The 21,282-nt window shown below is 47.8% G+C and carries 27 protein-coding genes and 1 other annotated feature; of the genes, 24 read left to right on the top strand and 3 right to left on the bottom strand.

The features are described 5' to 3' along the window. Window positions 1-2 precede the first annotated feature (2 nt). The 10 genes from minD (at window position 3) to pheA (ending at window position 7,273) form a co-directional block, all read left to right on the top strand. A complete protein-coding gene (minD, locus tag U2H13_RS13250) occupies window positions 3-806 on the top strand; it encodes a septum site-determining protein MinD (protein ID WP_003152655.1) in 804 nt (267 codons plus the stop codon). Between the two features lie 127 nt (window positions 807-933). Continuing rightward, entirely contained in the window at window positions 934-1,737 is an 804-nt protein-coding gene (locus U2H13_RS13245; RefSeq protein ID WP_007408168.1) for a M23 family metallopeptidase, read from the top strand. Continuing rightward, window positions 1,730-2,596 (top strand): M50 family metallopeptidase, encoded by an 867-nt coding sequence (locus U2H13_RS13240; protein ID WP_017418245.1) that lies wholly within the window; start codon window positions 1,730-1,732, stop codon window positions 2,594-2,596. Before U2H13_RS13245 ends, U2H13_RS13240 begins: the two co-directional genes overlap by 8 nt. Window positions 2,597-2,654: 58 nt before the next feature. Beyond that, window positions 2,655-2,728 (top strand) — a sequence feature (ribosomal protein L21 leader region). A gap of 13 nt (window positions 2,729-2,741) precedes the next feature. Continuing rightward, on the top strand, window positions 2,742-3,050 hold the full coding sequence (gene rplU, locus U2H13_RS13235; RefSeq protein WP_003152660.1) for a 50S ribosomal protein L21: 309 nt from the start codon (window positions 2,742-2,744) through the stop codon (window positions 3,048-3,050). Between the two features lie 2 nt (window positions 3,051-3,052). Further along, window positions 3,053-3,394 carry a ribosomal-processing cysteine protease Prp gene (locus U2H13_RS13230; protein ID WP_012118103.1) on the top strand — a complete coding sequence of 114 codons (342 nt, stop codon included), beginning with the start codon at window positions 3,053-3,055 and terminating at the stop codon, window positions 3,392-3,394. Window positions 3,395-3,406: 12 nt separating this feature from the next. Continuing rightward, complete coding sequence (rpmA, locus tag U2H13_RS13225) at window positions 3,407-3,691, top strand: 50S ribosomal protein L27 (protein ID WP_003152662.1); 285 nt, start codon at window positions 3,407-3,409, stop codon at window positions 3,689-3,691. Window positions 3,692-4,008: 317 nt separating this feature from the next. Beyond that, window positions 4,009-4,587, top strand: a complete 579-nt coding sequence (locus U2H13_RS13220) for a sporulation initiation phosphotransferase B (protein WP_014418543.1) — start codon at window positions 4,009-4,011, stop codon at window positions 4,585-4,587. Window positions 4,588-4,618: 31 nt separating this feature from the next. Further along, the gene (gene obgE, locus U2H13_RS13215) at window positions 4,619-5,905 is read left to right on the top strand and encodes a GTPase ObgE (RefSeq protein ID WP_007408172.1); all 1,287 of its coding nucleotides are present in this window, start codon (window positions 4,619-4,621) and stop codon (window positions 5,903-5,905) included. A 53-nt stretch (window positions 5,906-5,958) separates the two neighbouring features. Next, a complete protein-coding gene (thrR, locus tag U2H13_RS13210; protein WP_007408173.1) occupies window positions 5,959-6,402 on the top strand; it encodes a transcriptional regulator ThrR in 444 nt (147 codons plus the stop codon). Between the two features lie 13 nt (window positions 6,403-6,415). Next, a complete protein-coding gene (pheA, locus tag U2H13_RS13205; RefSeq protein ID WP_003152668.1) occupies window positions 6,416-7,273 on the top strand; it encodes a prephenate dehydratase in 858 nt (285 codons plus the stop codon). Window positions 7,274-7,298: 25 nt separating this feature from the next. Here pheA and U2H13_RS13200 read toward each other — a convergent pair whose 3' ends face one another. Together U2H13_RS13200 and U2H13_RS13195 are read right to left on the bottom strand one after the other, a co-directional pair. Next, window positions 7,299-7,841, bottom strand: coding sequence for a transcription repressor NadR (locus U2H13_RS13200; protein ID WP_014418541.1), 543 nt, complete (start codon window positions 7,839-7,841; stop codon window positions 7,299-7,301). Beyond that, window positions 7,838-8,989, bottom strand: coding sequence for an IscS subfamily cysteine desulfurase (locus U2H13_RS13195; protein ID WP_109567093.1), 1,152 nt, complete (start codon window positions 8,987-8,989; stop codon window positions 7,838-7,840). The genes U2H13_RS13200 and U2H13_RS13195 overlap by 4 nt, the downstream gene beginning before the upstream one ends. 106 nt (window positions 8,990-9,095) lie before the next feature. Between U2H13_RS13195 and nadB the strand changes: the two genes are divergently transcribed. From nadB to yajC, 13 genes are all read left to right on the top strand, one after another. Further along, complete coding sequence (nadB, locus tag U2H13_RS13190; RefSeq protein ID WP_095061085.1) at window positions 9,096-10,661, top strand: L-aspartate oxidase; 1,566 nt, start codon at window positions 9,096-9,098, stop codon at window positions 10,659-10,661. Beyond that, window positions 10,643-11,491 (top strand): carboxylating nicotinate-nucleotide diphosphorylase, encoded by an 849-nt coding sequence (nadC, locus tag U2H13_RS13185; protein ID WP_095061083.1) that lies wholly within the window; start codon window positions 10,643-10,645, stop codon window positions 11,489-11,491. The genes nadB and nadC overlap by 19 nt, the downstream gene beginning before the upstream one ends. A gap of 1 nt (window position 11,492) precedes the next feature. Further along, a complete protein-coding gene (gene nadA, locus U2H13_RS13180; RefSeq protein ID WP_095061081.1) occupies window positions 11,493-12,596 on the top strand; it encodes a quinolinate synthase NadA in 1,104 nt (367 codons plus the stop codon). A gap of 126 nt (window positions 12,597-12,722) precedes the next feature. Then, a complete protein-coding gene (gene safA, locus U2H13_RS13175) occupies window positions 12,723-13,913 on the top strand; it encodes a spore coat assembly protein SafA (RefSeq protein WP_121984350.1) in 1,191 nt (396 codons plus the stop codon). Between the two features lie 147 nt (window positions 13,914-14,060). Further along, a complete protein-coding gene (locus tag U2H13_RS13170) occupies window positions 14,061-14,654 on the top strand; it encodes a YhcN/YlaJ family sporulation lipoprotein (RefSeq protein WP_014721606.1) in 594 nt (197 codons plus the stop codon). Window positions 14,655-14,786: 132 nt separating this feature from the next. Continuing rightward, window positions 14,787-14,906 carry a hypothetical protein gene (locus U2H13_RS13165; RefSeq protein WP_007612850.1) on the top strand — a complete coding sequence of 40 codons (120 nt, stop codon included), beginning with the start codon at window positions 14,787-14,789 and terminating at the stop codon, window positions 14,904-14,906. 132 nt (window positions 14,907-15,038) lie between these two features. Then, window positions 15,039-15,548 (top strand): intercompartmental signaling factor BofC, encoded by a 510-nt coding sequence (locus U2H13_RS13160; RefSeq protein WP_012118093.1) that lies wholly within the window; start codon window positions 15,039-15,041, stop codon window positions 15,546-15,548. 134 nt (window positions 15,549-15,682) lie between these two features. Beyond that, window positions 15,683-16,288, top strand: a complete 606-nt coding sequence (ruvA, locus tag U2H13_RS13155; protein WP_021494387.1) for a Holliday junction branch migration protein RuvA — start codon at window positions 15,683-15,685, stop codon at window positions 16,286-16,288. A 10-nt stretch (window positions 16,289-16,298) separates the two neighbouring features. After that, the gene (gene ruvB, locus U2H13_RS13150) at window positions 16,299-17,303 is read left to right on the top strand and encodes a Holliday junction branch migration DNA helicase RuvB (RefSeq protein ID WP_007408185.1); all 1,005 of its coding nucleotides are present in this window, start codon (window positions 16,299-16,301) and stop codon (window positions 17,301-17,303) included. Beyond that, on the top strand, window positions 17,296-17,496 hold the full coding sequence (locus tag U2H13_RS13145; protein WP_003152687.1) for a DUF2905 domain-containing protein: 201 nt from the start codon (window positions 17,296-17,298) through the stop codon (window positions 17,494-17,496). Before ruvB ends, U2H13_RS13145 begins: the two co-directional genes overlap by 8 nt. A 25-nt stretch (window positions 17,497-17,521) precedes the next feature. Next, entirely contained in the window at window positions 17,522-18,550 is a 1,029-nt protein-coding gene (gene queA, locus U2H13_RS13140; protein ID WP_017418236.1) for a tRNA preQ1(34) S-adenosylmethionine ribosyltransferase-isomerase QueA, read from the top strand. A gap of 27 nt (window positions 18,551-18,577) precedes the next feature. Further along, window positions 18,578-19,723, top strand: coding sequence for a tRNA guanosine(34) transglycosylase Tgt (gene tgt, locus U2H13_RS13135; RefSeq protein ID WP_014305500.1), 1,146 nt, complete (start codon window positions 18,578-18,580; stop codon window positions 19,721-19,723). Window positions 19,724-19,753: 30 nt separating this feature from the next. Further along, complete coding sequence (gene yajC / locus U2H13_RS13130; protein ID WP_007408187.1) at window positions 19,754-20,014, top strand: preprotein translocase subunit YajC; 261 nt, start codon at window positions 19,754-19,756, stop codon at window positions 20,012-20,014. Between the two features lie 51 nt (window positions 20,015-20,065). Here yajC and U2H13_RS13125 read toward each other — a convergent pair whose 3' ends face one another. Continuing rightward, entirely contained in the window at window positions 20,066-20,452 is a 387-nt protein-coding gene (locus U2H13_RS13125; RefSeq protein ID WP_003152697.1) for a TIGR04086 family membrane protein, read from the bottom strand. A 167-nt stretch (window positions 20,453-20,619) separates the two neighbouring features. Here U2H13_RS13125 and U2H13_RS13120 point away from each other — a divergent pair, with 167 nt between their 5' ends. Then, the gene (locus U2H13_RS13120) at window positions 20,620-21,276 is read left to right on the top strand and encodes a DUF421 domain-containing protein (RefSeq protein WP_003152699.1); all 657 of its coding nucleotides are present in this window, start codon (window positions 20,620-20,622) and stop codon (window positions 21,274-21,276) included. Window positions 21,277-21,282: the final 6 nt, after the last annotated feature.

The raw sequence follows: 21,282 nt of genomic DNA, 5'->3' as shown, positions 1-21,282 counted from the left end.
AATTGGGTGAGGCTATCGTAATAACTTCGGGAAAAGGCGGAGTAGGTAAAACAACAACATCTGCAAACCTCGGTACCGCCTTAGCCATTTTAGGGAAGCGCGTCTGTTTGGTAGACACAGATATCGGACTGCGCAACCTTGATGTCGTAATGGGTCTTGAAAACAGAATTATTTACGACTTAGTAGATGTAATTGAAGGCAGATGCAAGACGCATCAGGCGCTTGTCAAAGACAAACGTTTTGATGATCTGCTTCATTTAATGCCGGCTGCCCAGACAAGCGACAAGACGGCTGTTGTCCCTGAGCAGATCAAATCGCTTGTGCAGGAGCTTAAGCAGGAATTTGATTATGTCATTATTGATTGTCCGGCCGGAATTGAACAAGGCTATAAAAATGCCGTCTCCGGAGCTGATAAGGCGATTGTTGTGACGACGCCGGAAATATCAGCGGTGCGGGACGCTGACCGCATTATCGGACTTTTGGAGCAGGAAGATATTGAACCGCCGCGCCTTATCGTGAACCGCATCAGAAATCACCTGGTGAAAAACGGTGACACGATGGATGTGGATGAAGTTGTTCATCATCTGTCTATTGATCTCCTCGGAATCGTTGCTGACGATGATGAAGTGATCAGAGCTTCAAATATCGGCGAACCGATTGCCATGAATTCCAAAAACCGCGCCAGTATTGCGTACCGCAATATCGCCCGGCGCATTTTAGGAGAATCCGTTCCTTTGCAGGTGCTTGAAGAGCAGCAAAAAGGGATGATGGCGAAAATCAAGTCATTTTTCGGCGTGCGTTCATAATATATACCAGAATACAAAGATCTGATGAAGCCAAGCTTATCAGGTCTTTTTTGTTTTTCAAGAGCGCATATTTGCAATGGACAAGACATAGGATGTACAAACCCAACGATTGCAAAGGATGATGGCGATGAGTCACAGAGCTGATGAAATTAGAAAAAGACTGGCCAAAAGAAGAAAACAGCGGCCTGAATCAAAACGGACTTTCGTTCAAAACGCCCAAACGCAGAATTTTCCCGCGTGGCAGACGGTCAAGGAGCAGGAAAAGCACAAGCTTCTACCGGACTACGAATATCAAACGGAACACCCGCCCGAATTTAACGGACGGCATCCATTGATCAGCGCTCATTCTATTATTTTAAAATGCCTGCTGGCCGCCTGTCTCGTACTGATCTCCGCTATTGCCTATAAAACTGACAAACAGCCGTTGAGTCAGATCAAACCGGCGATCGCACAAACCTTTCAAAAGGAATTTCAGTTTGCTGCCGTAAGCAATTGGTTCGTATCTTCCTTCGGAAACCCGCTCGCTTTTCTTACGCCGGGAACGAAAAAGAAGGACGGTCAGGTGGCGGTCAGTCAGGATATGGCCGTTCCTGCCGCGGGGAAAATCCAGCAGGACTTTCAAAATAACGGAGAGGGCGTCGTCGTCGAAACCGCCAGCGAAGCCATTGACAGCGTAAAAGAAGGCTACATTATGGAAGTGAGCAAAGATAAAAAAACAGGGCTGACGGTGAAGGTGCAGCACGCCGACAATACAAGCAGCATTTACGGCCGGCTAAAAGATGTTAACGTTTCATTGTACGACTTTGTCGATAAAGGGAAAAAGATCGGTTCGATCAAGCTTAACGATAAAAGTAAAGGCCAGTACTATTTCGCGATCCAGGATGGCGATAAATTCATAGATCCGATCCAGGTGATCACTTTTGATGAATAAATGGCTCAGCCTCCTTTTCAAAGTTCATGTCCATCCTTTTCTTTGGATTATCATGGGGCTTGGTCTTATGACGGGGCACATCAAAGCGCTGCTGTGTCTTTTGCTGGTCGTATCCGTTCATGAGCTGGGGCATGCTGCTCTGGCTGTGTTTTTTTCGTGGCGCATAAAACGAATCTTTCTGCTCCCTTTCGGCGGGACGGTTGAGGTGGAGGAGCACGGAAACCGGCCGCTTAAAGAGGAATTCGCGGTCATCCTGGCAGGCCCGCTTCAGCATGTGTGGCTTCAGGCGGCAGCCTGGCTCTTTTTCATGTCAGGTTTTGCAAGTGAGCAGACATTTGAGATGTTTACCTTTTATAATCTCTCTATTCTTTTCATCAATCTTTTGCCGATCTGGCCGCTTGACGGCGGAAAGTTTGTGTTTTTATACTTCTCCAAACAAATGGCTTTTCAAAAAGCGCATCTCCTCAGCCTGCAGACATCGGCCGTTTCCGCGCTTTTGCTCTGCTGCTGGATTGTGCTGGCCGTCCCCCTTCAGGTCAGTGCATGGGTGCTGTTCGTCTTTCTCGCCGCTTCTTTATGGGATGAATACCGGAAGCGGCACTATATTCAGCTGAGGTTTCTTTTGGAGAGATACTACGGCAAAAACCGCGATGTTGCCATGCTGCATCCTTTGACGGTCGCGGCCGATGCCAAAGTAAAGCATGTCATGGCCGAATTCAAACGGGGATGCAAGCACCCCATTATCGTTGAAAAAGCCGGCGAAAAGCTCAGCCAGCTCGATGAAAATGAAGTGCTTCATGCGTATTTTGCCGATAAACGGACAGATTCCTCTATGGAAGACCTGCTGCTGCCTTACTAGAAATAGATTGACATATCCTTTTGGTTCTGATATATTTTTTAATGTTATGGATGTAGCACCAATGCTACAACCGCTCGGGACAGGTGATAAGAGCTTTAAAGCCCCCTGTTGCTGGCGAGTCTTAGTCTAATAGGAGGTGCAGAGAATGTACGCAATCATTAAAACAGGCGGAAAACAAATCAAAGTTGAAGAAGGTCAAACTGTTTACATCGAAAAACTTGCTGCTGAAGCAGGTGAAACAGTGACGTTTGAAGACGTATTGTTTGTTGGCGGAGACAGCGTGAAAGTCGGCAACCCAACAGTTGCAGGCGCGACAGTTACAGCTAAAGTTGAAAAACAAGGCCGTGCGAAAAAAATCACTGTTTTCCGTTACAAGCCAAAGAAAAATGTTCATAAAAAACAAGGTCATCGTCAGCCTTATACTAAATTGACAATCGAAAAAATCAACGCGTAAGCATGATTGAGGCAACAATTCGAAGATCCCGGAATGACGGGGGCATTTTGTCCTTTGAAATGACGGGACATGCCGATTTTGCTGAACATGGACGAGATCTCGTATGCGCCGGGGTCACGGCTGTCGTTTTCGGAGCGGTCAATGCGGTTATCGCGCTGGCTCCTCTCGAACCGATTCTTGATATAGGCGAGGACGGGGGTTATTTCTACTTTGAATTCCCTGAAGCCGCTGATCAGGAAGCTTTGCAAAAAGCGCAGCTGCTGATTGAAGGCATGATTGTTTCTCTTGAAACGATCGAGCGGGATTACAGTGAACACTTACGGTTGACTGCAAACCAAATATAGGAGGTGAGTTACATGCTTAGATTAGATCTTCAGTTTTTCGCTTCTAAAAAAGGTGTAGGTTCTACAAAGAACGGACGTGACTCTGAATCTAAACGTTTAGGCGCTAAACGTGCAGACGGTCAATTCGTAACAGGCGGATCTATCCTTTACCGTCAACGCGGAACGAAAATCTACCCAGGTGAAAACGTGGGCCGCGGAGGAGATGACACTCTTTTTGCTAAAATCGACGGAACTGTTAAATTCGAACGTTTCGGCCGTGACCGCAAAAAAGTGAGCGTATATCCTGTAGCTCAATAATGACACAAAAAACTCCGGTCGTTGACTGGAGTTTTTTTTGCAGTAAGCGGAGTAACATCAAGAATGAAAAGCAGAGGATGCGTGAGTGAACCCCGCCTTGAATGAGGACATCAGCTTCCCATACCCACTGGATATGTTCCCCAAGCAGTGATACCAAAAATGTTTCTGCCTGGCATCCGCATTGTATGCGATCCGAAAAAGGAACATGATGAACCAGGAAAAACAAGTGTTTTTTTAACAAAGCCTTCTCTGTTATAATTCATAGTACACACTTATCAAGACTCCTAAAAAGAAATTAAACGATTGGGAGTGCGAAAATGAAGGATGTATCGAAGAAACAAGAAGAACCTGTAAGCGATGCGGCTCTGATCAATGAGCTGATCCAATTAATGGGCCATTTCCGTCATGATTGGATGAATAAGCTGCAGCTGATAAAAGGAAACTTAAGTTTGCAGAAGTATGACAGGGTCGTTGAAATTATTGACGAAATGGTCATAGATGCAAAGCACGAATCAAAGCTCTCAAACCTGAAAACCCCGCACTTGGCGTTTGACTTTCTTACATTTAATTGGAAGTCCCGTTATATGAGGCTCGAATACGAAGTGCTCGGAGAAATTAAAGATTTATCGGCATATGATCAAAAGCTGTCGAACCTGATGAGAAAACTGTTTCATCTGTTCGGTCTGGCGGTAAACAATGAAAGTGAAAATCATCTGACCGTATCGCTGCAGACGGATCACCCTGACAGACAGCTTATTGTATATCTCGATTTTCATGGAACGATTGCAAATGCAGATGTGTTTGATGAATTTCGCAAATCCCGGTATGAGGACTTTGATGTCATGCAATTTGAGCTGACCGGCCATGAATGTGTGGCCGAAATTGGAATGAACTAGCGGTTTTTTACGGTTTAGAACGGAGGATATTATGTTTGTAGATCAGGTGAAAGTATATGTAAAAGGCGGCGACGGCGGTAACGGAATGGTTGCGTTCCGCCGTGAAAAATATGTGCCGAAAGGCGGGCCTGCCGGCGGTGACGGAGGTAATGGAGGCGACGTCGTTTTTGAGGTTGATGAAGGACTGCGCACGCTCATGGACTTCCGGTACCAGCGGCATTTCAAAGCGATACGCGGCGAGCACGGCATGTCTAAAAACCAGCACGGCAGAAATGCGGACGATATGGTTGTTAAAGTTCCGCCCGGCACAGTCGTAACGGATGACGATACAAAACAGGTCATTGCCGATCTGACTGAGCACGGGCAGCGCGCCGTCATCGCAAAAGGCGGACGCGGCGGACGCGGAAATACCCGCTTTGCGACACCGGCCAACCCGGCACCGCAGCTGTCAGAGCACGGAGAGCCCGGAAAAGAGCGCTATATCGTGCTTGAACTGAAAGTGCTTGCAGACGTAGGTCTCGTCGGCTTCCCGAGCGTCGGAAAATCTACGCTTCTGTCTGTCGTTTCATCGGCAAAGCCGAAAATCGCCGATTATCATTTTACAACGCTTGTTCCGAATCTGGGCATGGTGGAAACGGATGACGGAAGAAGCTTCGTCATGGCGGATCTGCCCGGTTTGATTGAAGGAGCGCATGAAGGAGTCGGCTTAGGCCACCAATTTCTCCGCCATATCGAACGGACGCGCGTCATCGTTCACGTCATTGACATGTCAGCGATGGAAGGCCGTGATCCGTATGAGGATTATGTGACCATTAATCAGGAGCTCAGTGAATATAATCTGCGGCTGACGGAGCGTCCGCAAATTATCGTTGCGAATAAAATGGACATGCCCGAAGCGGCTGAAAATCTTAAAGCGTTTAAAGAAAAGCTTCAGGATGATCACCCTGTCTTCCCGATCAGCGCGGTGACGAGAGAAGGGCTCCGCGATCTTCTGTTTGAAGTCGCCAACCAGCTGGAAACAACGCCTGAATTCCCGCTGTATGATGAAGAAGAACTGGCGGAAAACCGCGTGATGTACACGATGGAAGATGAAGAAATTCCATTTAACATTACCCGTGATCCGGACGGTGCGTTTGTGCTTTCAGGTGACAGCCTGGAACGCCTCTTTAAAATGACTGACTTCTCCCGTGACGAATCCGTCAAGCGTTTTGCAAGACAGATGCGCGGTATGGGCGTTGATGAAGCGCTCAGAGAACGCGGTGCTAAAGACGGCGATATCATCCGGCTTCTGGAATTTGAATTTGAATTTATTGATTAAAAAAACGGAGAGCTTGCAATGCAGGCTCTCTGATGTAAAAGGGAGGGGTGCAGGTGAAAGAAGAGACATTTTATTTAGTGCGTGAAGACGTTCTGCCTGATGCGATGCGGAAAACCCTTGAAGTCAAAAAGCTGCTCGACAGAAAAAAGGCTGAATCGGTTGCAGATGCCGTGCAGAAAGTTGATTTAAGCAGAAGCGCTTTTTACAAATACCGAGATGCGGTTTTCCCTTTTTACACGATGGTTAAAGAACAAATAATCACACTTTTCTTTCATTTGGAGGATCGGTCAGGCGCGTTATCCCAGCTTTTGCAGGCGGTGGCTGACTCAGGAAGCAACGTGCTTTCCATTCACCAGACGATTCCGCTTCAGGGCAGGGCGAATGTCACGCTCTCAATCAGTACGTCCGCAATGGAAGAAAACATTCATACGTTAATGAATAAACTGAGAAAATTTGATTTTATAGAAAAAGTTGAGATCTTAGGGTCAGGCGCGTAAGGAGAGAAGAGACATGAAAGTCGGTTATTTAGGGCCAGAAGCCACATTTACACATCTAGCAGTCAGTTCCTGCTTTCAAAACAGCGTGACACAAGCACCTTATCAAACAATACCGGCATGCATGGATGCGGCGGTTGCGGGAGAAGTTGATCTTGCATTTGTTCCTTTGGAAAACGCGCTGGAGGGCTCGGTTAACTTAACGATTGACTATTTGATTCATGAGCAGCCTCTTGCGATCGTGGGGGAAATGACGCTGCCGATTCACCAGCATCTGCTCGTTCACCCTTCGAGAGAAAATGAGTGGAAAAAGCTTGAGAAAATTTATTCTCATTCCCATGCGATTGCGCAATGCCACAAATTTCTTCACCGGCATTTTTCGTCCGTTCCTTATGAGTATGCGAAGTCAACAGGTGCGGCTGCCAAGTATGTCAGTGAGCATTCGGACCTTCCGATCGGCGTGATTGCAAATGAAATGGCCGCCGCTACATACGGATTGAGCATCGTGAAGCGGGATATTCAGGATTATCAGGACAACCACACGAGATTTGTCATTCTTTCGCCTGAAAAAGACGTCTCATTCGAAGTGAATGCGAAACTGTCTTCACGGCCGAAAACGACGATGATGGTAACGCTTCCTCAAGATGACCAATCAGGTGCGCTGCACAGGGTGCTGTCCGCTTTTTCATGGAGAAACCTGAATTTATCAAAGATCGAATCGCGCCCGACAAAAACGGGTCTCGGCAACTATTTCTTTATTATTGATATTGAACAGGCGATGGATCAGGTTCTCATTCCCGGTGCCGTTCAAGAGATGGAAGCCCTCGGCTGCCGGGTCAAGCTTCTGGGAACATATCAATCCTATTCGATATAAAAAAAGCCCTTCAGGGGGCTTTTTTTTAATCTTTTATTAAAATACCCGCGTCGTCCAGCGCTTGGCAGGCTTGGTCAATCCGCTCTTTTGTCGGGGCGCTTAACGTATGGAGGTGCACGCCTCCGGTCAGCTGTGAAAGGTAAGCGGCATTTGTCGAGTTAATGTGATCCATGAATTGTTTGACTTCTTTCCGTGTGCTGACTCTTATGGCGGCGGTTAAATCGCCGTATACGGGGTGTTCAATAATGACGTCCTTTATGGTGACGCCTTCATCGACAATGAGTTCAAGCTCTTCTTCCGTCCGCTCCGGGCCGTGCAGACAGGCGACAATCCGTTCGGCGTTTTTTTCACCGCCGGCATTCATGCTGATGTATAAGTAGCCTTGGCTCGTCGCGATGATCGGCTCGTTTTTTGCTTTCAAGAGTGATATGTCCTGCACGATCACCTGTCTTGAGACATTTGCTTTTTTGGCTAATTCGCCTCCTGTTAATGGCGAGCCGGCTTCTTTCAGCCAATGAAGCAGCATGTCGCGTCTTTTCTCCCCAGTAAGCTTCGTTCCTTCTGTCAAATTGCTGATTCTCCTTTCTTTTGCTCCCACAGCGCCGTAAATGTATGTATCAGCATATCGAGCTGTTCACATGTTGTTTCGTTTCCGAATGAGATTCGGAAAAACTGCCGCGCTTCCCGTTCGGTTTTTCTCAGCGCCTTCATAGCTGAAGAAGGGCCGTGGCTGCCGGCGGAACATGCGCTCCCGGTTGAGATGCAAATATCGTTACGATTACATTCTAACATAATATATTGTCCTTCAAAGGAGTGAAAAAAACACCCGACAATGTGGGGCAGGCATTCACCGCCGGTTTCTTCCTCTGAAAATGAAATGGGGAGGCCTTGACGCCGAATTTGGTCATACAAATAATTCCTCAGCCTGTCAGCATGCTTACGGTGTTCCTCCATATGTTTCACTGCATACTCCGCAGCAGCGGTAAAAGCGCCGATGGCCGGCACATTCACCGTACCGGGCCTGAACCCGTTTTCATGCACGGTATACGGATAAACCGGGTTCCAGCTGACACCGGGCCGAATGTAAACAGCCCCGGTGCCTTTCGGGCCGTATACTTTATGACCGGAGACGGAAAGGGCGTCGATTCCTGCCTGATCCGCATCAATCGGCAGTTTGCCGAAACTTTGAACACAATCGCAATGCAGCAAAATGTTTCGATGGTGAAGAAAAGCGGCCAGGCGATCCACTGGCTGGATGAGGCCGGTTTCTGAATTGGCGTGCTGTATGGAAACGAGCCCCGTGTCAGGACGGATATGAGCCGCCAGTATGTCCTCGGTTATAAGTCCGTTCTCGTCGGGATATATGATGGTGACATCAATTCCCCGATCAGCTAAAAACGCCGCGGCATTATGGATCGAATGGTGTTCCATTGCGGTCGTAATAAAATGTTTTTTGTGAACGGGCAGACCGTGCAGCAGTGATTGGACGGCCAGGATGTTCGCTTCCGTTCCGCCGCTTGTAAAGTAAATGCCGTCTGCGGCTCCGCCGATCAATTTTCCTGCAGAATGTCTGCAATATTCCAGCACGTCCGCCGCTCTTCCTCCGGCGTCATGAAGGCTGCTTGTATTGCCGTATACCTCTGTGCTGAGATGCTGAAAGACTTTTGCGGCTTCTTTGCTTAAAGGCGCTCCCGCCGCGTAATCAAGATAAATCATACAGCCCGTCTCCTATCCGTTTATGTTAAAAAAAAGCTTGAGTTTATTTTATCGCTGTGTAAATATAGGTGTCAAGACAGGTGTAAATATAACAGGAGGGTGATGTATGTCTGAAAAAACAATTATCGTCATTGGTTCGGGGACGGCGGCCCTTGCCTGTGCTTCCTCATTTCCTCCGTCATATCAAGTGACCGTCATCACAAAGAGAAACGTAACGAACAGCAATTCGCATTATGCTCAAGGCGGGATTGCTGTTTCATACGCAAAAGATGACTCTTTAGAATCCCATGTGAACGATACACTGTATGCGGGATGCGGACACAATGACGTGACAGCCGTGCGGCATTTGCTGAAAAGCGGACAGACCATGATAAACAGGCTGATAGAAGGCCATTTCCCTTTTGATACGAAGTCGGACGGAACGTTTTGTCTCGGCAGGGAAGGGGCTCATTCCAAAAGGAGGATTCTGCACGCCGGGGGAGATGCGACCGGACGGATGTTGGTTGAGTTTCTGGTTCGGCAGCTGAGGGACGGCATACGGATCATTGAACACGAGTCGGTTGTTGATCTGCTGATTGAACACGGACGATGCGCAGGCGTTGCCGTAAAGGATGCTTCAGGCGCCGTTTCTTACAGAAGAGCGGATTGTGTAGTGCTTGCATCAGGCGGCTGCGGCAGTCTGTACCAATATCACACAAATGATTCCGCCATAACGGGAGACGGCATCGCTCTTGCCTTTCGCGCGGGAGCTGAGATCACGGATATGGAGTTCACCCAGTTCCACCCGACCCTCCTTGTGAAAAACGGGACTGTGTACGGCCTGATTTCTGAAGCAGTGAGAGGAGAAGGAGGATATTTAGCGGATCGCTTCGGGCGCAGGATCATGGCTGGCAGACACGCACTAGAAGATTTGGCGCCCCGGGATGTGGTTTCACGGGCGATTTATGAAGAAATGATGAAAGAAAATCCTGTTTTTATAAATTGCAGCCGAATAGCCGATTTTAAGAAACGTTTTCCGACCATAACAGAAATTTGTCAAACAGCCGGTGTTGATCTCGAAAGCGGAATTCCCGTAGCACCCGGAATGCATTTTTTAATGGGCGGAGTAAAAGCCGATACATGGGGGAAAACGTCCGTGCCTGATTTGTACGCTATAGGCGAAACCGCCTGCACAGGCTTGCACGGGGCGAACCGCCTTGCGAGCAACTCACTGCTGGAAGCGCTGGCAAGCGGGCAACGATGTGCTGAACATATCATTCAAACACCGTTAAACGGAAGATATAAAAAAACCCCGAAGAAATTTGACGTCATCTTAGAAGTGCCGGACACAACGCTTCATGTGCTCCAAGCCAAAATGACAACCGGAGCGGGCATCGTCAGGGAAAAAGAAAACATGCAGGCGCTGGCATCCTGGCTTAACAACGTATCTGTGCGTCATATAAATGTGAAGGATATCACAATAGAACAAGCCGAGCTATCCTGCCTATGGAAGACTGCGCAACTTGTTGTGACCTCAGCCCTTATTCGGGAAGAAAGCAGAGGCGCTCATTTTCGCGCTGATTTTCCCGGGACGGAGAAAGAGTGGCACGGAAAACAAATCATTCATTCAACATCTGGAACAGTTATCAGAAAAAACGAAAGGATTGGGGAACTATGGACATTCTGCAGCTGAAACAAATGCTGACTCATTTTTTTCAGGAAGATATCGGAACGGGTGATGCGACGTCACAAGCGATTTTTGCTGATCAGCAATGTAAAGCGCGAATCATCGCAAAAACAGATGGCGTGTTTGCCGGAGAAGCCGTTATCCGTGAAGGATGGAAGCTTTTACACGATGATATCCGCATCCGCTCCCTGAAAAAAGACGGAGAACGGATGAAAAAAGGAGACGTGCTCGCTGAAATGGAAGGCCAGGCGGCGGCTCTTCTTACGGGGGAGCGGGTCATTCTGAATCTCTTACAAAGAATGTCAGGCGTTGCGACAATGACGGATGAGGCCAAAAGGCGTCTTGATGATCCGTCCATTAAGATTTGTGATACGAGAAAAACGACACCCGGGCTCAGAATGCTGGAAAAATACGCCGTTCGGGTCGGAGGCGGCTTTAATCATCGCTTCGGCTTATATGACGGCATCATGATAAAAGATAATCATATTGCCGCCTGCGGATCGATAAAGGCAGCCGTGGAGCGGGCAAGAAAAACGGCGGGGCAGATGCTTGCGGTTGAAGTCGAAATCGAATCCGAACAGCAGCTGCTCGAGGCAATAGAAGCGGGCGCAGACGTTATTATGTTTGACAACTGTCCGCCTGAGTCCGTCCGGCGTTTTGCAGGCATGACACCGGGCCATATCAAAACGGAAGCATCCGGAGGCATAACGCTCGACACATTGCCCGCTTATAAAGGAACGGGCGTCCAATATATTTCACTCGGATTTCTGACTCATTCAGTAAAAAGCGCCGACATCAGCATGGATGTTGAGGCTGCGGAACAGGGGGATTTTTAAGATGTCTATTTTTGACGTGTTAACTGCATCAGCCGAAATGATGCCGAGCCATTATAAAGACATGAGCACCGGAGAAATGGAGAAGCGGGTCGCCGCCATTAAACGGGATTTCGGAAAGCGCCTGTTCATTCCGGGGCATCACTATCAAAAAGACGAAGTAATACAATTCGCCGATACGGCAGGTGACTCCCTGCAGCTTGCTCAAGTGGCAGAAAAAAATAAAGAGGCGGAATATATTGTGTTTTGCGGCGTGCATTTTATGGCGGAAACCGCTGATATGCTGACTGATGATAACCAAACCGTCATTTTGCCCGATATGCGCGCCGGATGCTCGATGGCTGATATGGCAGATATTCAGCAGACGGACAAAGCATGGCAAGAGCTTCAAGAACTGTACGGTAACACCATCATTCCGTTAACATATGTTAACTCGACGGCGGAAATTAAAGCATTCGTCGGACGGCACGGAGGAGCGACCGTCACCTCTTCGAATGCCCGGAGTGTGCTGAAATGGGCTTTTAAACAAAAAGAGAGAATTTTATTTTTGCCGGATCAGCATTTAGGCAGAAATACAGCCTATGATCTCGGCATTCCGCTGACAGAAATGGCTGTATGGGACCCGGGGCAGAACCGATTGCTTACTGACCATCCGGAAAACATTAAAGTCATCCTTTGGAAAGGGCATTGCTCCGTACACGAAAAGTTCACAGCGGAAAATATTTCTCAGCTGCGGCAGCGGGATTCCGGCATCCGCATTATCGTTCATCCGGAATGTTCGAGGGAAGTGGTCTCGCTCAGTGACGACAGCGGGTCTACCAAATACATTATTGATACGATTGAACAGGCTGAACCGGGAAGCAAGTGGGCGATCGGAACGGAAATGAATCTTGTTCAGCGCCTCATTCAATCGCATCCGGATAAACAGATTGAATCATTGAATCCCGATATGTGTCCGTGTCTGACAATGAACAGAATCGATCTGCCGCATTTATTGTGGTCGCTTGAGCAGCTTGAAAAAGGCGAGCCGAAGGGTGTCATTAAAGTTCCGGAAGCGGTTCGGACAGAAGCGCTTCGTGCTTTGAACAGAATGCTGAGTCATACGTAGTTATAAAAATTTCCCCTCCTTCCCAAATTTTTTATCATCATGCCCAGTCCATCGGCATATAGTGTGAAGAAACGTATTGTAATGACAAATGTACCGTTCACGTTTTGTGCATAGGAGGGGAAAACGTTGAAAATTCATATCGTTCAAAAAGGCGATTCGCTCTGGAAAATAGCTGAAAAATACGGAGTTGATCTTGAAGAGTTAAAAAAACTGAATCATCAGCTTAGCAATCCAGACTTAATTATGCCTGGAATGAAGATAAAGGTGCCTTCAGAAGCCGTTCCGGTCAGAAAAGAACCTAAGGCCGGCTTCGGAACGTCTGCGCATAAGCATGAGCATCCATATGCCAAAGAAAAACCGAAATCAGTTGTGGACATTGAAGACACCATACCGGAAGAACCAAAGCCGTCGATTCCGTATGTGCCGCCAATCCCTGAAAAGCATGAAAATGTGCTGCCGGAAGCTGATATGAACCAATATTACCCGTCCAATCAGCTGTTTCAGCCGTGGTCGCCTCCTAAGCCGGAGGAACCGGTGACACATTTTGTCGAGCCGAAAGAAAAAGAGCATGACAATAACATTCCACAACAGGAGGAAATGATCAACATGGAAAACGCGAATTACCCGAATATGCCAAAGGCGCCTGAAGCCGGAAAGATGGAAGAAGAAAACGCCGCTTATCATCTGCCGAACATGCCAAACATTCCGAATGTCCCGTTTCCGAATATGCCGGCCGTTGAACCGCCTTTTGTGCATTACCCGATGCCGTGCATGCCTTGTCCTTGTCCGGTTCCGGTGACACCGATGCTGCCGGGTTCTGGATTATGCCACCCTTGCTTCCCGGTAGGCGGAGGTTTCGGCGGTTTTGGAGGAGGTTTCGGAGGCTTTCCGGTCATGCCGATGCCGTTACCGTACGGATTCCATCATCCGGGATTTGGGCCGCAAGCGGGTTACGGTGAATATGAAAACCAGGCCCATGAAAATGCAGAGCATTATGATGGTTCTGCATCTGGTTTCGGCGGTGCTCCTTACGGTCAAATGCCGTATTACGGCGGATATTCGTCACATTACGCACACGCCCCTCATCATGATGGAAAATATAAGGATGATGATTGCGGCTGCCATGATTCACATCATCACCATCATCACCACCACGGTTCACATCACCATCACGCAAATATGCCTGTGCAGCCGTATCCGAATATGGGTGCAAACGCAGGACATTTTATGCCTTACGGCGGAGCAAATCCCAATGTCGCGCCGAATCAGCCGAGTCCAAATCAAGTATTCGGACGGCCGGAGGAAGAAGAAGATTAATGTTTCGGGACGATGTATGTCGTTCCTTTTTTTATGTCCAACTGAGGAATGGACATAACTGACAAGCTTAAACCCGCCGCCTGACGCACATCCTAAACATGAGCGGAAAACGCTCAAACAGCGATGAATCCACGGGGGGTTTTTCCATTGGGTAAAAAACTGATGACGATCGCGGGCGTTTTAGCCGTGACGGCAAGCTTAACGGCATGCGGAGCAAATAATGCCATGAATGACGGACGCTACAATCAGTCAACACGTCCGGTCGGATATTATTCGAATGATAATGGTAACGGCAGAGGCCAGTACGGAATGGACCATCAAGGACCCGTTTCTGAAATGATGGAAAACCGAAACGGCCGTCATAATACGACAAACGTGTCCGACCAGTACGCCCCTAATGACGGGGTTCCGTTAACGACGGACGGCACATATAACGGCCGAAATGTCAATACGCCGCCGGCAGCAATGTCTTATAATGGGTATGACAACGCCGAAAACATCAGGTTGGCGGCAAAAGTTGCAAACCGCGTGAAAAAAGTAAAAGGCGTACAGGATAGTCAGGTCATCGTGACTGACACGAGAGTCGTCATTGCCGTCAGAACAAATCATCCTTTTACGAAAAATGATGATAAACATGTCAAACATGCGGCCAAAAAATTCGCGGACGGCCGTACAATTCAAGTGTTTACCGACAACGCTACTTTTACAAAGCTGCAAGACATGAACAGAAACAGCCGTTAAACGGACTGCCGGATGATTTCATCCGGCAGTATTTTTATGGATAAAGCTTCATCATTTCTTTACATATTCTTAAAACGCTCTTTATATTGCGGTGTTAACATAAAAATAATAAAACGTAACGGAGGGGCCGGGATGAAAAAAACGGAGCATGACAAAAGCCGCGGAGCAAAAACTGTGTATCTGACCGTAAGGGGATACCGGCTCAAACTGACGCCCGGACAAATGAAACTGATTTCAGCCGGCCGGGCGTAATCATCGGGGCAGCCCTCATATAGAGAGCTGCTTTTTTTCGGCTGAAACAGACAAATGAAAGAAAACGGTTAAGCACCGGCATCTTTGGTCAAACTAGCATCAAGAGTTTGATTGAATAAAGAGGTGTTATTGGTGAAACGAATTTGCGGTGCTCGTCTATTGTTTATGCTTATCTTATCGGCTGCAGTCCTGATTTGCGGAGGAAAAGGCGCATACGGGGCGGAGGTCGAGCATTACGGGCCGCTTCGGGTGCATGTCCAGCTGGAAAAGGTCTATCTTGACGGTGATGTCGGCATTGAACATACGGATGAAACCGTTTTAGCGATGGAGGATTTTTGGGCCGCATATGCCGGCTGGACGCTCGTTGAGCAGAAAAAAGGCTTCGTCCTTTTCCGTAAGCATGTTGATGATATTTCTCCGCTCAGTAAGGTTAACGGTTATATCGGCGTCACGGACGGAGGCGTCATCTCCACTTTTCACGGCCGTCCCGGATCGCTGGCCGAGCCGATTCAGTCTTTCTTCCAGATTGATATAGAAAGGCTGGAAAGCCGATTGCAAAAGCACTTGGAACACGGCATACCGTACAGAACAAAAGCGGAGTTTGAGAGCGTGATCGATCATATTAAGACTTACAGCGGCTGACTTTGACGCAAGACATGTGACACATGTCTTTTTTTTCTGAATGGAAGGTGTCAAAGCGAACATACGTTAACTTTTCTATAAGACTTTGGCTGTTTTTGTGTTACAATGATAAGCAGTCAAAGAGGTGAATAGGTGTGATTGAATTCGTGAAGGGGACGATTGATTACGTATCTCCCCAATACATCGTGATTGAAAACGGCGGAATCGGCTATCAGGTCTTCACTCCGAATCCGTTTATTTATAAGGTAAGCAATCAAGAGACCATTTTTACGTATCATCATATAAAAGAAGACGCCTTTTCTTTGTACGGTTTTTCAACCCGGGAAGAAAAAGCGCTTTTCACAAAGCTGCTGAACGTCACCGGCATCGGGCCGAAAGGGGCGCTCGCCATCCTCGGTTCCGGTGATGCCGGAGCCGTCATCGAAGCGATCGAACAGGAAGATGAAGCCTTTTTGGTGAAATTTCCGGGTGTGGGCAAAAAAACGGCGCGGCAGATTATTCTTGATTTGAAAGGCAAACTGGCCGACGTCGTGCCTGAAATGATTGACAACCTGTTTAATCATGAAGCGCGCATTGAAAAACAAGAGGCTGAAACGGCGCTTGACGAGGCGCTTGAAGCGCTCCGGGTTCTCGGCTACGCCGAAAAAGAAATTAAAAAAGTGCTTCCTCACTTAAAAGAGGAAACGGCGCTTTCAACAGATCAATATGTGAAAAAAGCATTGCAAAAATTATTAAAGTAAGGTGATGTTCATGGATGAACGGCTCGTTTCAAGTGAAGCAGACAGCCATGAATCAATAATCGAGCAAAGCCTCAGGCCGCAGAATCTCGCCCAGTATATCGGCCAAAAGAAGGTGAAAGAAAATCTGCGCGTGTTTATCGATGCGGCAAAAATGAGGCAGGAGACACTGGACCACGTTCTTTTATACGGGCCTCCGGGTCTCGGGAAAACAACGCTTGCGTCTATCGTGGCCAATGAGATGGGTGTGGAGATGCGGACGACGTCAGGTCCCGCCATCGAAAGACCGGGAGATTTGGCAGCCATTTTGACGGCGCTCGAACCAGGGGATGTGCTGTTTATAGACGAAATTCACAGGCTGAACCGCTCAATTGAGGAAGTGCTGTACCCGGCGATGGAGGATTTCTGCCTTGATATCGTCATTGGAAAAGGCCCGTCCGCCCGCTCCGTCCGTCTCGACCTTCCCCCTTTTACGCTTGTAGGAGCGACGACAAGGGTCGGATTATTGACCGCACCGCTCAGAGACCGGTTCGGGGTGCTGTCGCGCCTTGAATACTATACGCAGGAAGAGCTGACAGATATCGTGTCAAGAACGGCTGACGTTTTTGAAGTGGATATCGAAAAAGCTCCGGCTCTGGAAATCGCCAGACGGTCAAGGGGAACGCCGCGGGTTGCAAACCGGCTTCTCAGAAGGGTGAGGGATTTTGCCCAGGTGCTCGGCGACAGCCGCATCACGGAAGAAATCGCTCACGACGCGCTCGAACGTCTTCAAGTCGATGCGCTCGGCCTTGACCACATTGACCATAAGCTGCTGATGGGCATGATCGAAAAATTCAGCGGAGGTCCCGTCGGCCTTGATACGATTTCCGCGACAATCGGCGAAGAACCGCATACAATAGAGGATGTGTACGAACCGTATCTGCTGCAGATCGGATTTCTCCAGAGGACGCCGAGGGGACGGGTCGTGACTCCGGCTGTGTATGAACATTTTCGATTGGAGGCGCCCGCCCGTGACTGACTTTCCGAAGGTTCTCATGGTTCTCGGTGCCGTTTTGCTTATTGCCGGCGCAGTCTGGCACTTTGTCGGAAGGCTGCCCGGAGATATTTTCGTTAAGAAGGGAAATGTTACATTTTTCTTTCCCGTTGTCACTTGTATTGTGATCAGTGTGATACTATCCATTCTGCTTAATTTTTTCGGCAGAATGAAATAACAATAGACAGAATAAAGGTGAAATGATGAAAGTCGATTTATTTGATTTTGAACTGCCTGAACGCCTCATTGCCCAAGTGCCGCTTAAAGAGCGTGACGCATCGCGGCTTATGGTGCTCGACAAACAGACGGGCGGGCTGACGGACAGTTCATTTAAAGAGATTGTAAGCTTTTTTAATGAAGGGGATTGCCTCGTCTTGAACAATACCCGTGTGCTGCCTGCGAGATTATTCGGCACAAAAGAAGATACGGGAGCGAAAGTGGAGCTTCTGTTATTAAAACAGGAAGAAAATGATACATGGGAAACGCTCGTAAAGCCGGCGAAACGCGTAAAAAAAGGAACGGTCCTGACATTTGGCGACGGCCGGCTGACAGCGGTCTGCACGGAGGAGCTTGATCATGGAGGCAGAAAAATAAAATTCCGGTATGACGGGATTTTTTACGAAGTGCTTGAATCACTCGGTGAAATGCCGCTGCCTCCTTATATTAAAGAGCAGCTTGATGATAAAGAACGGTATCAGACCGTCTTTTCAAAAGAAATCGGATCTGCCGCAGCTCCGACGGCCGGACTTCATTTTACGGAAGAGATTCTGGACGAGCTGAAGCAAAAGGGTGTGCGGATTGAATTTATCACACTTCATGTGGGACTCGGCACATTCCGCCCGGTTAGTGCGGATGATGTGGAAGAGCATAACATGCACGCGGAATTTTATGAAATGACGGAAGAAACCGCCGCCTCTTTAAACGAGGTCAGAAAGGCGGGAGGGCGCATCGTGTCGGTCGGGACGACATCAACGCGCACCCTGGAAACCATTGCAGGCGAGCATGACGGCGTATTTACCGCTTCAAGCGGCTGGACGTCCATCTTCATTTATCCGGGATATGAATTTAAGGCGATTGACGGCATGATCACCAATTTTCATCTGCCGAAATCTTCGCTTATCATGCTCGTTTCTGCGCTTGCCGGCAGAGAGCATGTTCTTTCCGCCTACCGTCATGCGGTAGAAGAGGAATATCGTTTCTTCAGCTTTGGCGACGCCATGCTGATTATCTAATTTGAATGACAGGAGGCCTCATACAAAGTGGCTGAACAACCGATACGTTATGAATTTATAAAGGAATGCAAACAAACGGGAGCGCGCCTGGGCAGAGTTCATACGCCCCACGGCTCCTTTGAGACGCCTGTATTTATGCCGGTCGGCACGCTTGCTACGGTAAAGACGATGTCTCCGGACGAGCTGAAATCTATGGATGCGGGCATTATTTTAAGCAATACGTACCATTTATGGCTCCGTCCGGGACACGACATTGTAAAAGAAGCGGGCGGGCTTCATAAGTTTATGAACTGGGACCGCGCGATTTTAACGGATTCCGGCGGTTTTCAGGTCTTTTCATTGAGCAAGTTTCGTAATATAGAAGAAGAAGGCGTTCATTTCCGCAATCACTTAAACGGAGACAAACTGTTTTTATCTCCGGAAAAAGCGATGGAAATTCAAAACGCCCTCGGCTCTGATATCATGATGGCGTTTGATGAGTGTCCGCCGTATCCGGCAGAGTATGATTACATGAAACGCTCTGTGGAACGGACCAGCCGCTGGGCGGAACGCTGCCTGGAGGCGCACGGGCGCTCAGATGAGCAGGGGCTGTTCGGAATCGTACAGGGCGGAGAATACGAAGATCTGCGGACACAAAGTGCAAAAGACTTGGTTTCGCTTGATTTTCCGGGTTACGCCATAGGCGGATTATCTGTCGGCGAGCCGAAGCACGTCATGAACCGAGTGCTTGAGTTTACAACTCCGCTTTTACCGAAGGACAAGCCGAGATATTTAATGGGTGTGGGTTCACCGGATGCCTTAATTGACGGCGCCATCCGCGGCGTGGATATGTTTGACTGCGTACTGCCGACCCGGATTGCCCGAAACGGCACGGTGTTTACGAATGAAGGGCGTCTGAATATGAAAAACGCCAAATATGAGCGTGATTTCCGTCCGATTGACGAAGAGTGCAGCTGCCATACATGCCAAAATTACTCCCGCGCTTACATCAGACATTTGATCCGCTGTAATGAAACGTTTGGAATTCGATTAACAACTTACCATAACCTTCATTTTCTGTTACACTTAATGGAGCAGGTCAGACAAGCCATCCGGGAGGATCGTCTTGGTGATTTCCGAGAAGAGTTCTTTGAGCGTTACGGCTATAATAAGCCAAATGCGAAAAGCTTCTAAATAAAACCATTCTTGAAAGGAGGGAAACAGATGGGTACTTTAGGCACAATCGTTCCTATTATTTTAATGTTTGCAGTGCTTTATTTCCTGCTCATCCGTCCGCAGCAAAAGCAGCAGAAGGCCGTACGCCAGATGCAGGAAGAGCTGAAAAAAGGGGATACAGTGGTGACAATCGGAGGATTGCACGGCACTGTTGATTCAATTGATGAAAGCAAGGTCGTCATTAAAACAGGTGATAACACCCGTTTAACATTTGACCGCCGCGCAATCAGAGAAGCTTCCGCTGAATAACAGCGAAGCTCATACATACAAAAAAAGAGCGGAGAATCCGCTCTTTTTTTATTACGCTGATCTGCTTCCTTTCAAATTCACTCCGAAAATGCCGCCCAGCATGCTGACTCCCAAAAAGCCGAGATGAAACAAAAGCTGACCGGATGTAAACGTTTTTCCGAACCCTAAATATTGAAACAGCAAGATGATTAATGAAAAACAGACGGCGGTTAACGCTCCGATCATCCAGCCTTTTTCCTTCGCTTTGCCGCCCGATATAAAACCGCCCGCAAATAAAGAAAGAAAGGAAAGCGCGGTGATCAGCCAGCTGAAAGATGACTCTTCCATTGAGGTAACCGTCAGTAAAAGCGAAATCGCCAAACTCGTAAGAAGCATCACCGCAAAGATAGCCACTAAGCCATACAAGACGCCTCTTCCCACTTGTTTCGTTTCTTCCATTTTTATCTCCTCTCCGCCCCTGCGGCCTGATATATGACAAGCCGGAGCCCGTCTTTTTCTAAATGTATTCTCTGAATGTTCGAATTAGACGTAAATGCATGATGTTCAGCCCTTTTCTTACATAATTCAGAGCCGGTGGCAAATGCTATGACCGTTGGAGGTGCGATATGGAAGATATTTTCATTATTACGTTTCGTACGATTGTGCTTTATTTTATCATTCTTGTGATTTTCAGACTGATGGGAAAACGGGAAATCGGAGAACTGAGCATTTTAGACCTTGTCGTCTCCATTATGATTGCCGAGATTGCCGTATTGGCAATTGAAAATGTAAAAGATAAGCTTTTGCATACAATTGTGCCGATTGTCGTTTTAATGATTATTCAAGTAAGCCTTGCTTTTATTTCGCTCAAAAGCCAAAAAATACGGCAGCTGCTTGACGGAAAACCCACCATTATTATAAAACAGGGAAAAATTGATGAACGGGCGATGAGATCGCAGCGCTACAATTTTGACGATCTTCTTATGCAGCTGAGGGAGAATAACATCGATAGAATCTCTGACGTGTCATACGCCATTTTGGAGTCTTCAGGCAAACTGTCGATCGTCAAAAAGAAAAACAATAAGGATAAGCAGATGGAAACATCCCTTATCGTTGACGGGGTCATTCAGAACGAGCATCTGGACAGAATCGGGAAAGATAAACACTGGCTCGAAAAAAATTTAGCAAAAAGAGGATATCGCGATCTTTCGGTTATATCATTCTGCACGTTTACGGACGGCGCTTTTTTTATTGATCTTAAAGATGAAAAAGGGGAGCCATAAATCGGT

The organism is Bacillus sp. A1, assembly GCF_042296235.1.
GTDB classification, from domain to species: Bacteria; Bacillota; Bacilli; order Bacillales; family Bacillaceae; genus Bacillus; species Bacillus velezensis.
This window is presented reverse-complemented; position numbering and strand designations above follow the sequence as displayed.

Coding starts and splice junctions, on each gene's coding strand:
- U2H13_RS13120 (WP_003152699.1), top strand. CDS start 20,620: ATGGAAGATATTTTCATTATTACGTTTCGTACGATTGTGCTTTATTTT.
- ruvB (WP_007408185.1), top strand. CDS start 16,299: ATGGATGAACGGCTCGTTTCAAGTGAAGCAGACAGCCATGAATCAATA.
- U2H13_RS13195 (WP_109567093.1), bottom strand. CDS start 8,989: ATGATTTATCTTGATTACGCGGCGGGAGCGCCTTTAAGCAAAGAAGCC.
- nadB (WP_095061085.1), top strand. CDS start 9,096: ATGTCTGAAAAAACAATTATCGTCATTGGTTCGGGGACGGCGGCCCTT.
- yajC (WP_007408187.1), top strand. CDS start 19,754: ATGGGTACTTTAGGCACAATCGTTCCTATTATTTTAATGTTTGCAGTG.
- queA (WP_017418236.1), top strand. CDS start 17,522: ATGAAAGTCGATTTATTTGATTTTGAACTGCCTGAACGCCTCATTGCC.
- U2H13_RS13245 (WP_007408168.1), top strand. CDS start 934: ATGAGTCACAGAGCTGATGAAATTAGAAAAAGACTGGCCAAAAGAAGA.
- rpmA (WP_003152662.1), top strand. CDS start 3,407: ATGCTTAGATTAGATCTTCAGTTTTTCGCTTCTAAAAAAGGTGTAGGT.
- U2H13_RS13220 (WP_014418543.1), top strand. CDS start 4,009: ATGAAGGATGTATCGAAGAAACAAGAAGAACCTGTAAGCGATGCGGCT.
- U2H13_RS13240 (WP_017418245.1), top strand. CDS start 1,730: ATGAATAAATGGCTCAGCCTCCTTTTCAAAGTTCATGTCCATCCTTTT.
- U2H13_RS13165 (WP_007612850.1), top strand. CDS start 14,787: ATGAAAAAAACGGAGCATGACAAAAGCCGCGGAGCAAAAACTGTGTAT.
- nadA (WP_095061081.1), top strand. CDS start 11,493: ATGTCTATTTTTGACGTGTTAACTGCATCAGCCGAAATGATGCCGAGC.
- rplU (WP_003152660.1), top strand. CDS start 2,742: ATGTACGCAATCATTAAAACAGGCGGAAAACAAATCAAAGTTGAAGAA.
- nadC (WP_095061083.1), top strand. CDS start 10,643: ATGGACATTCTGCAGCTGAAACAAATGCTGACTCATTTTTTTCAGGAA.
- U2H13_RS13125 (WP_003152697.1), bottom strand. CDS start 20,452: ATGGAAGAAACGAAACAAGTGGGAAGAGGCGTCTTGTATGGCTTAGTG.
- U2H13_RS13230 (WP_012118103.1), top strand. CDS start 3,053: ATGATTGAGGCAACAATTCGAAGATCCCGGAATGACGGGGGCATTTTG.
- pheA (WP_003152668.1), top strand. CDS start 6,416: ATGAAAGTCGGTTATTTAGGGCCAGAAGCCACATTTACACATCTAGCA.
- obgE (WP_007408172.1), top strand. CDS start 4,619: ATGTTTGTAGATCAGGTGAAAGTATATGTAAAAGGCGGCGACGGCGGT.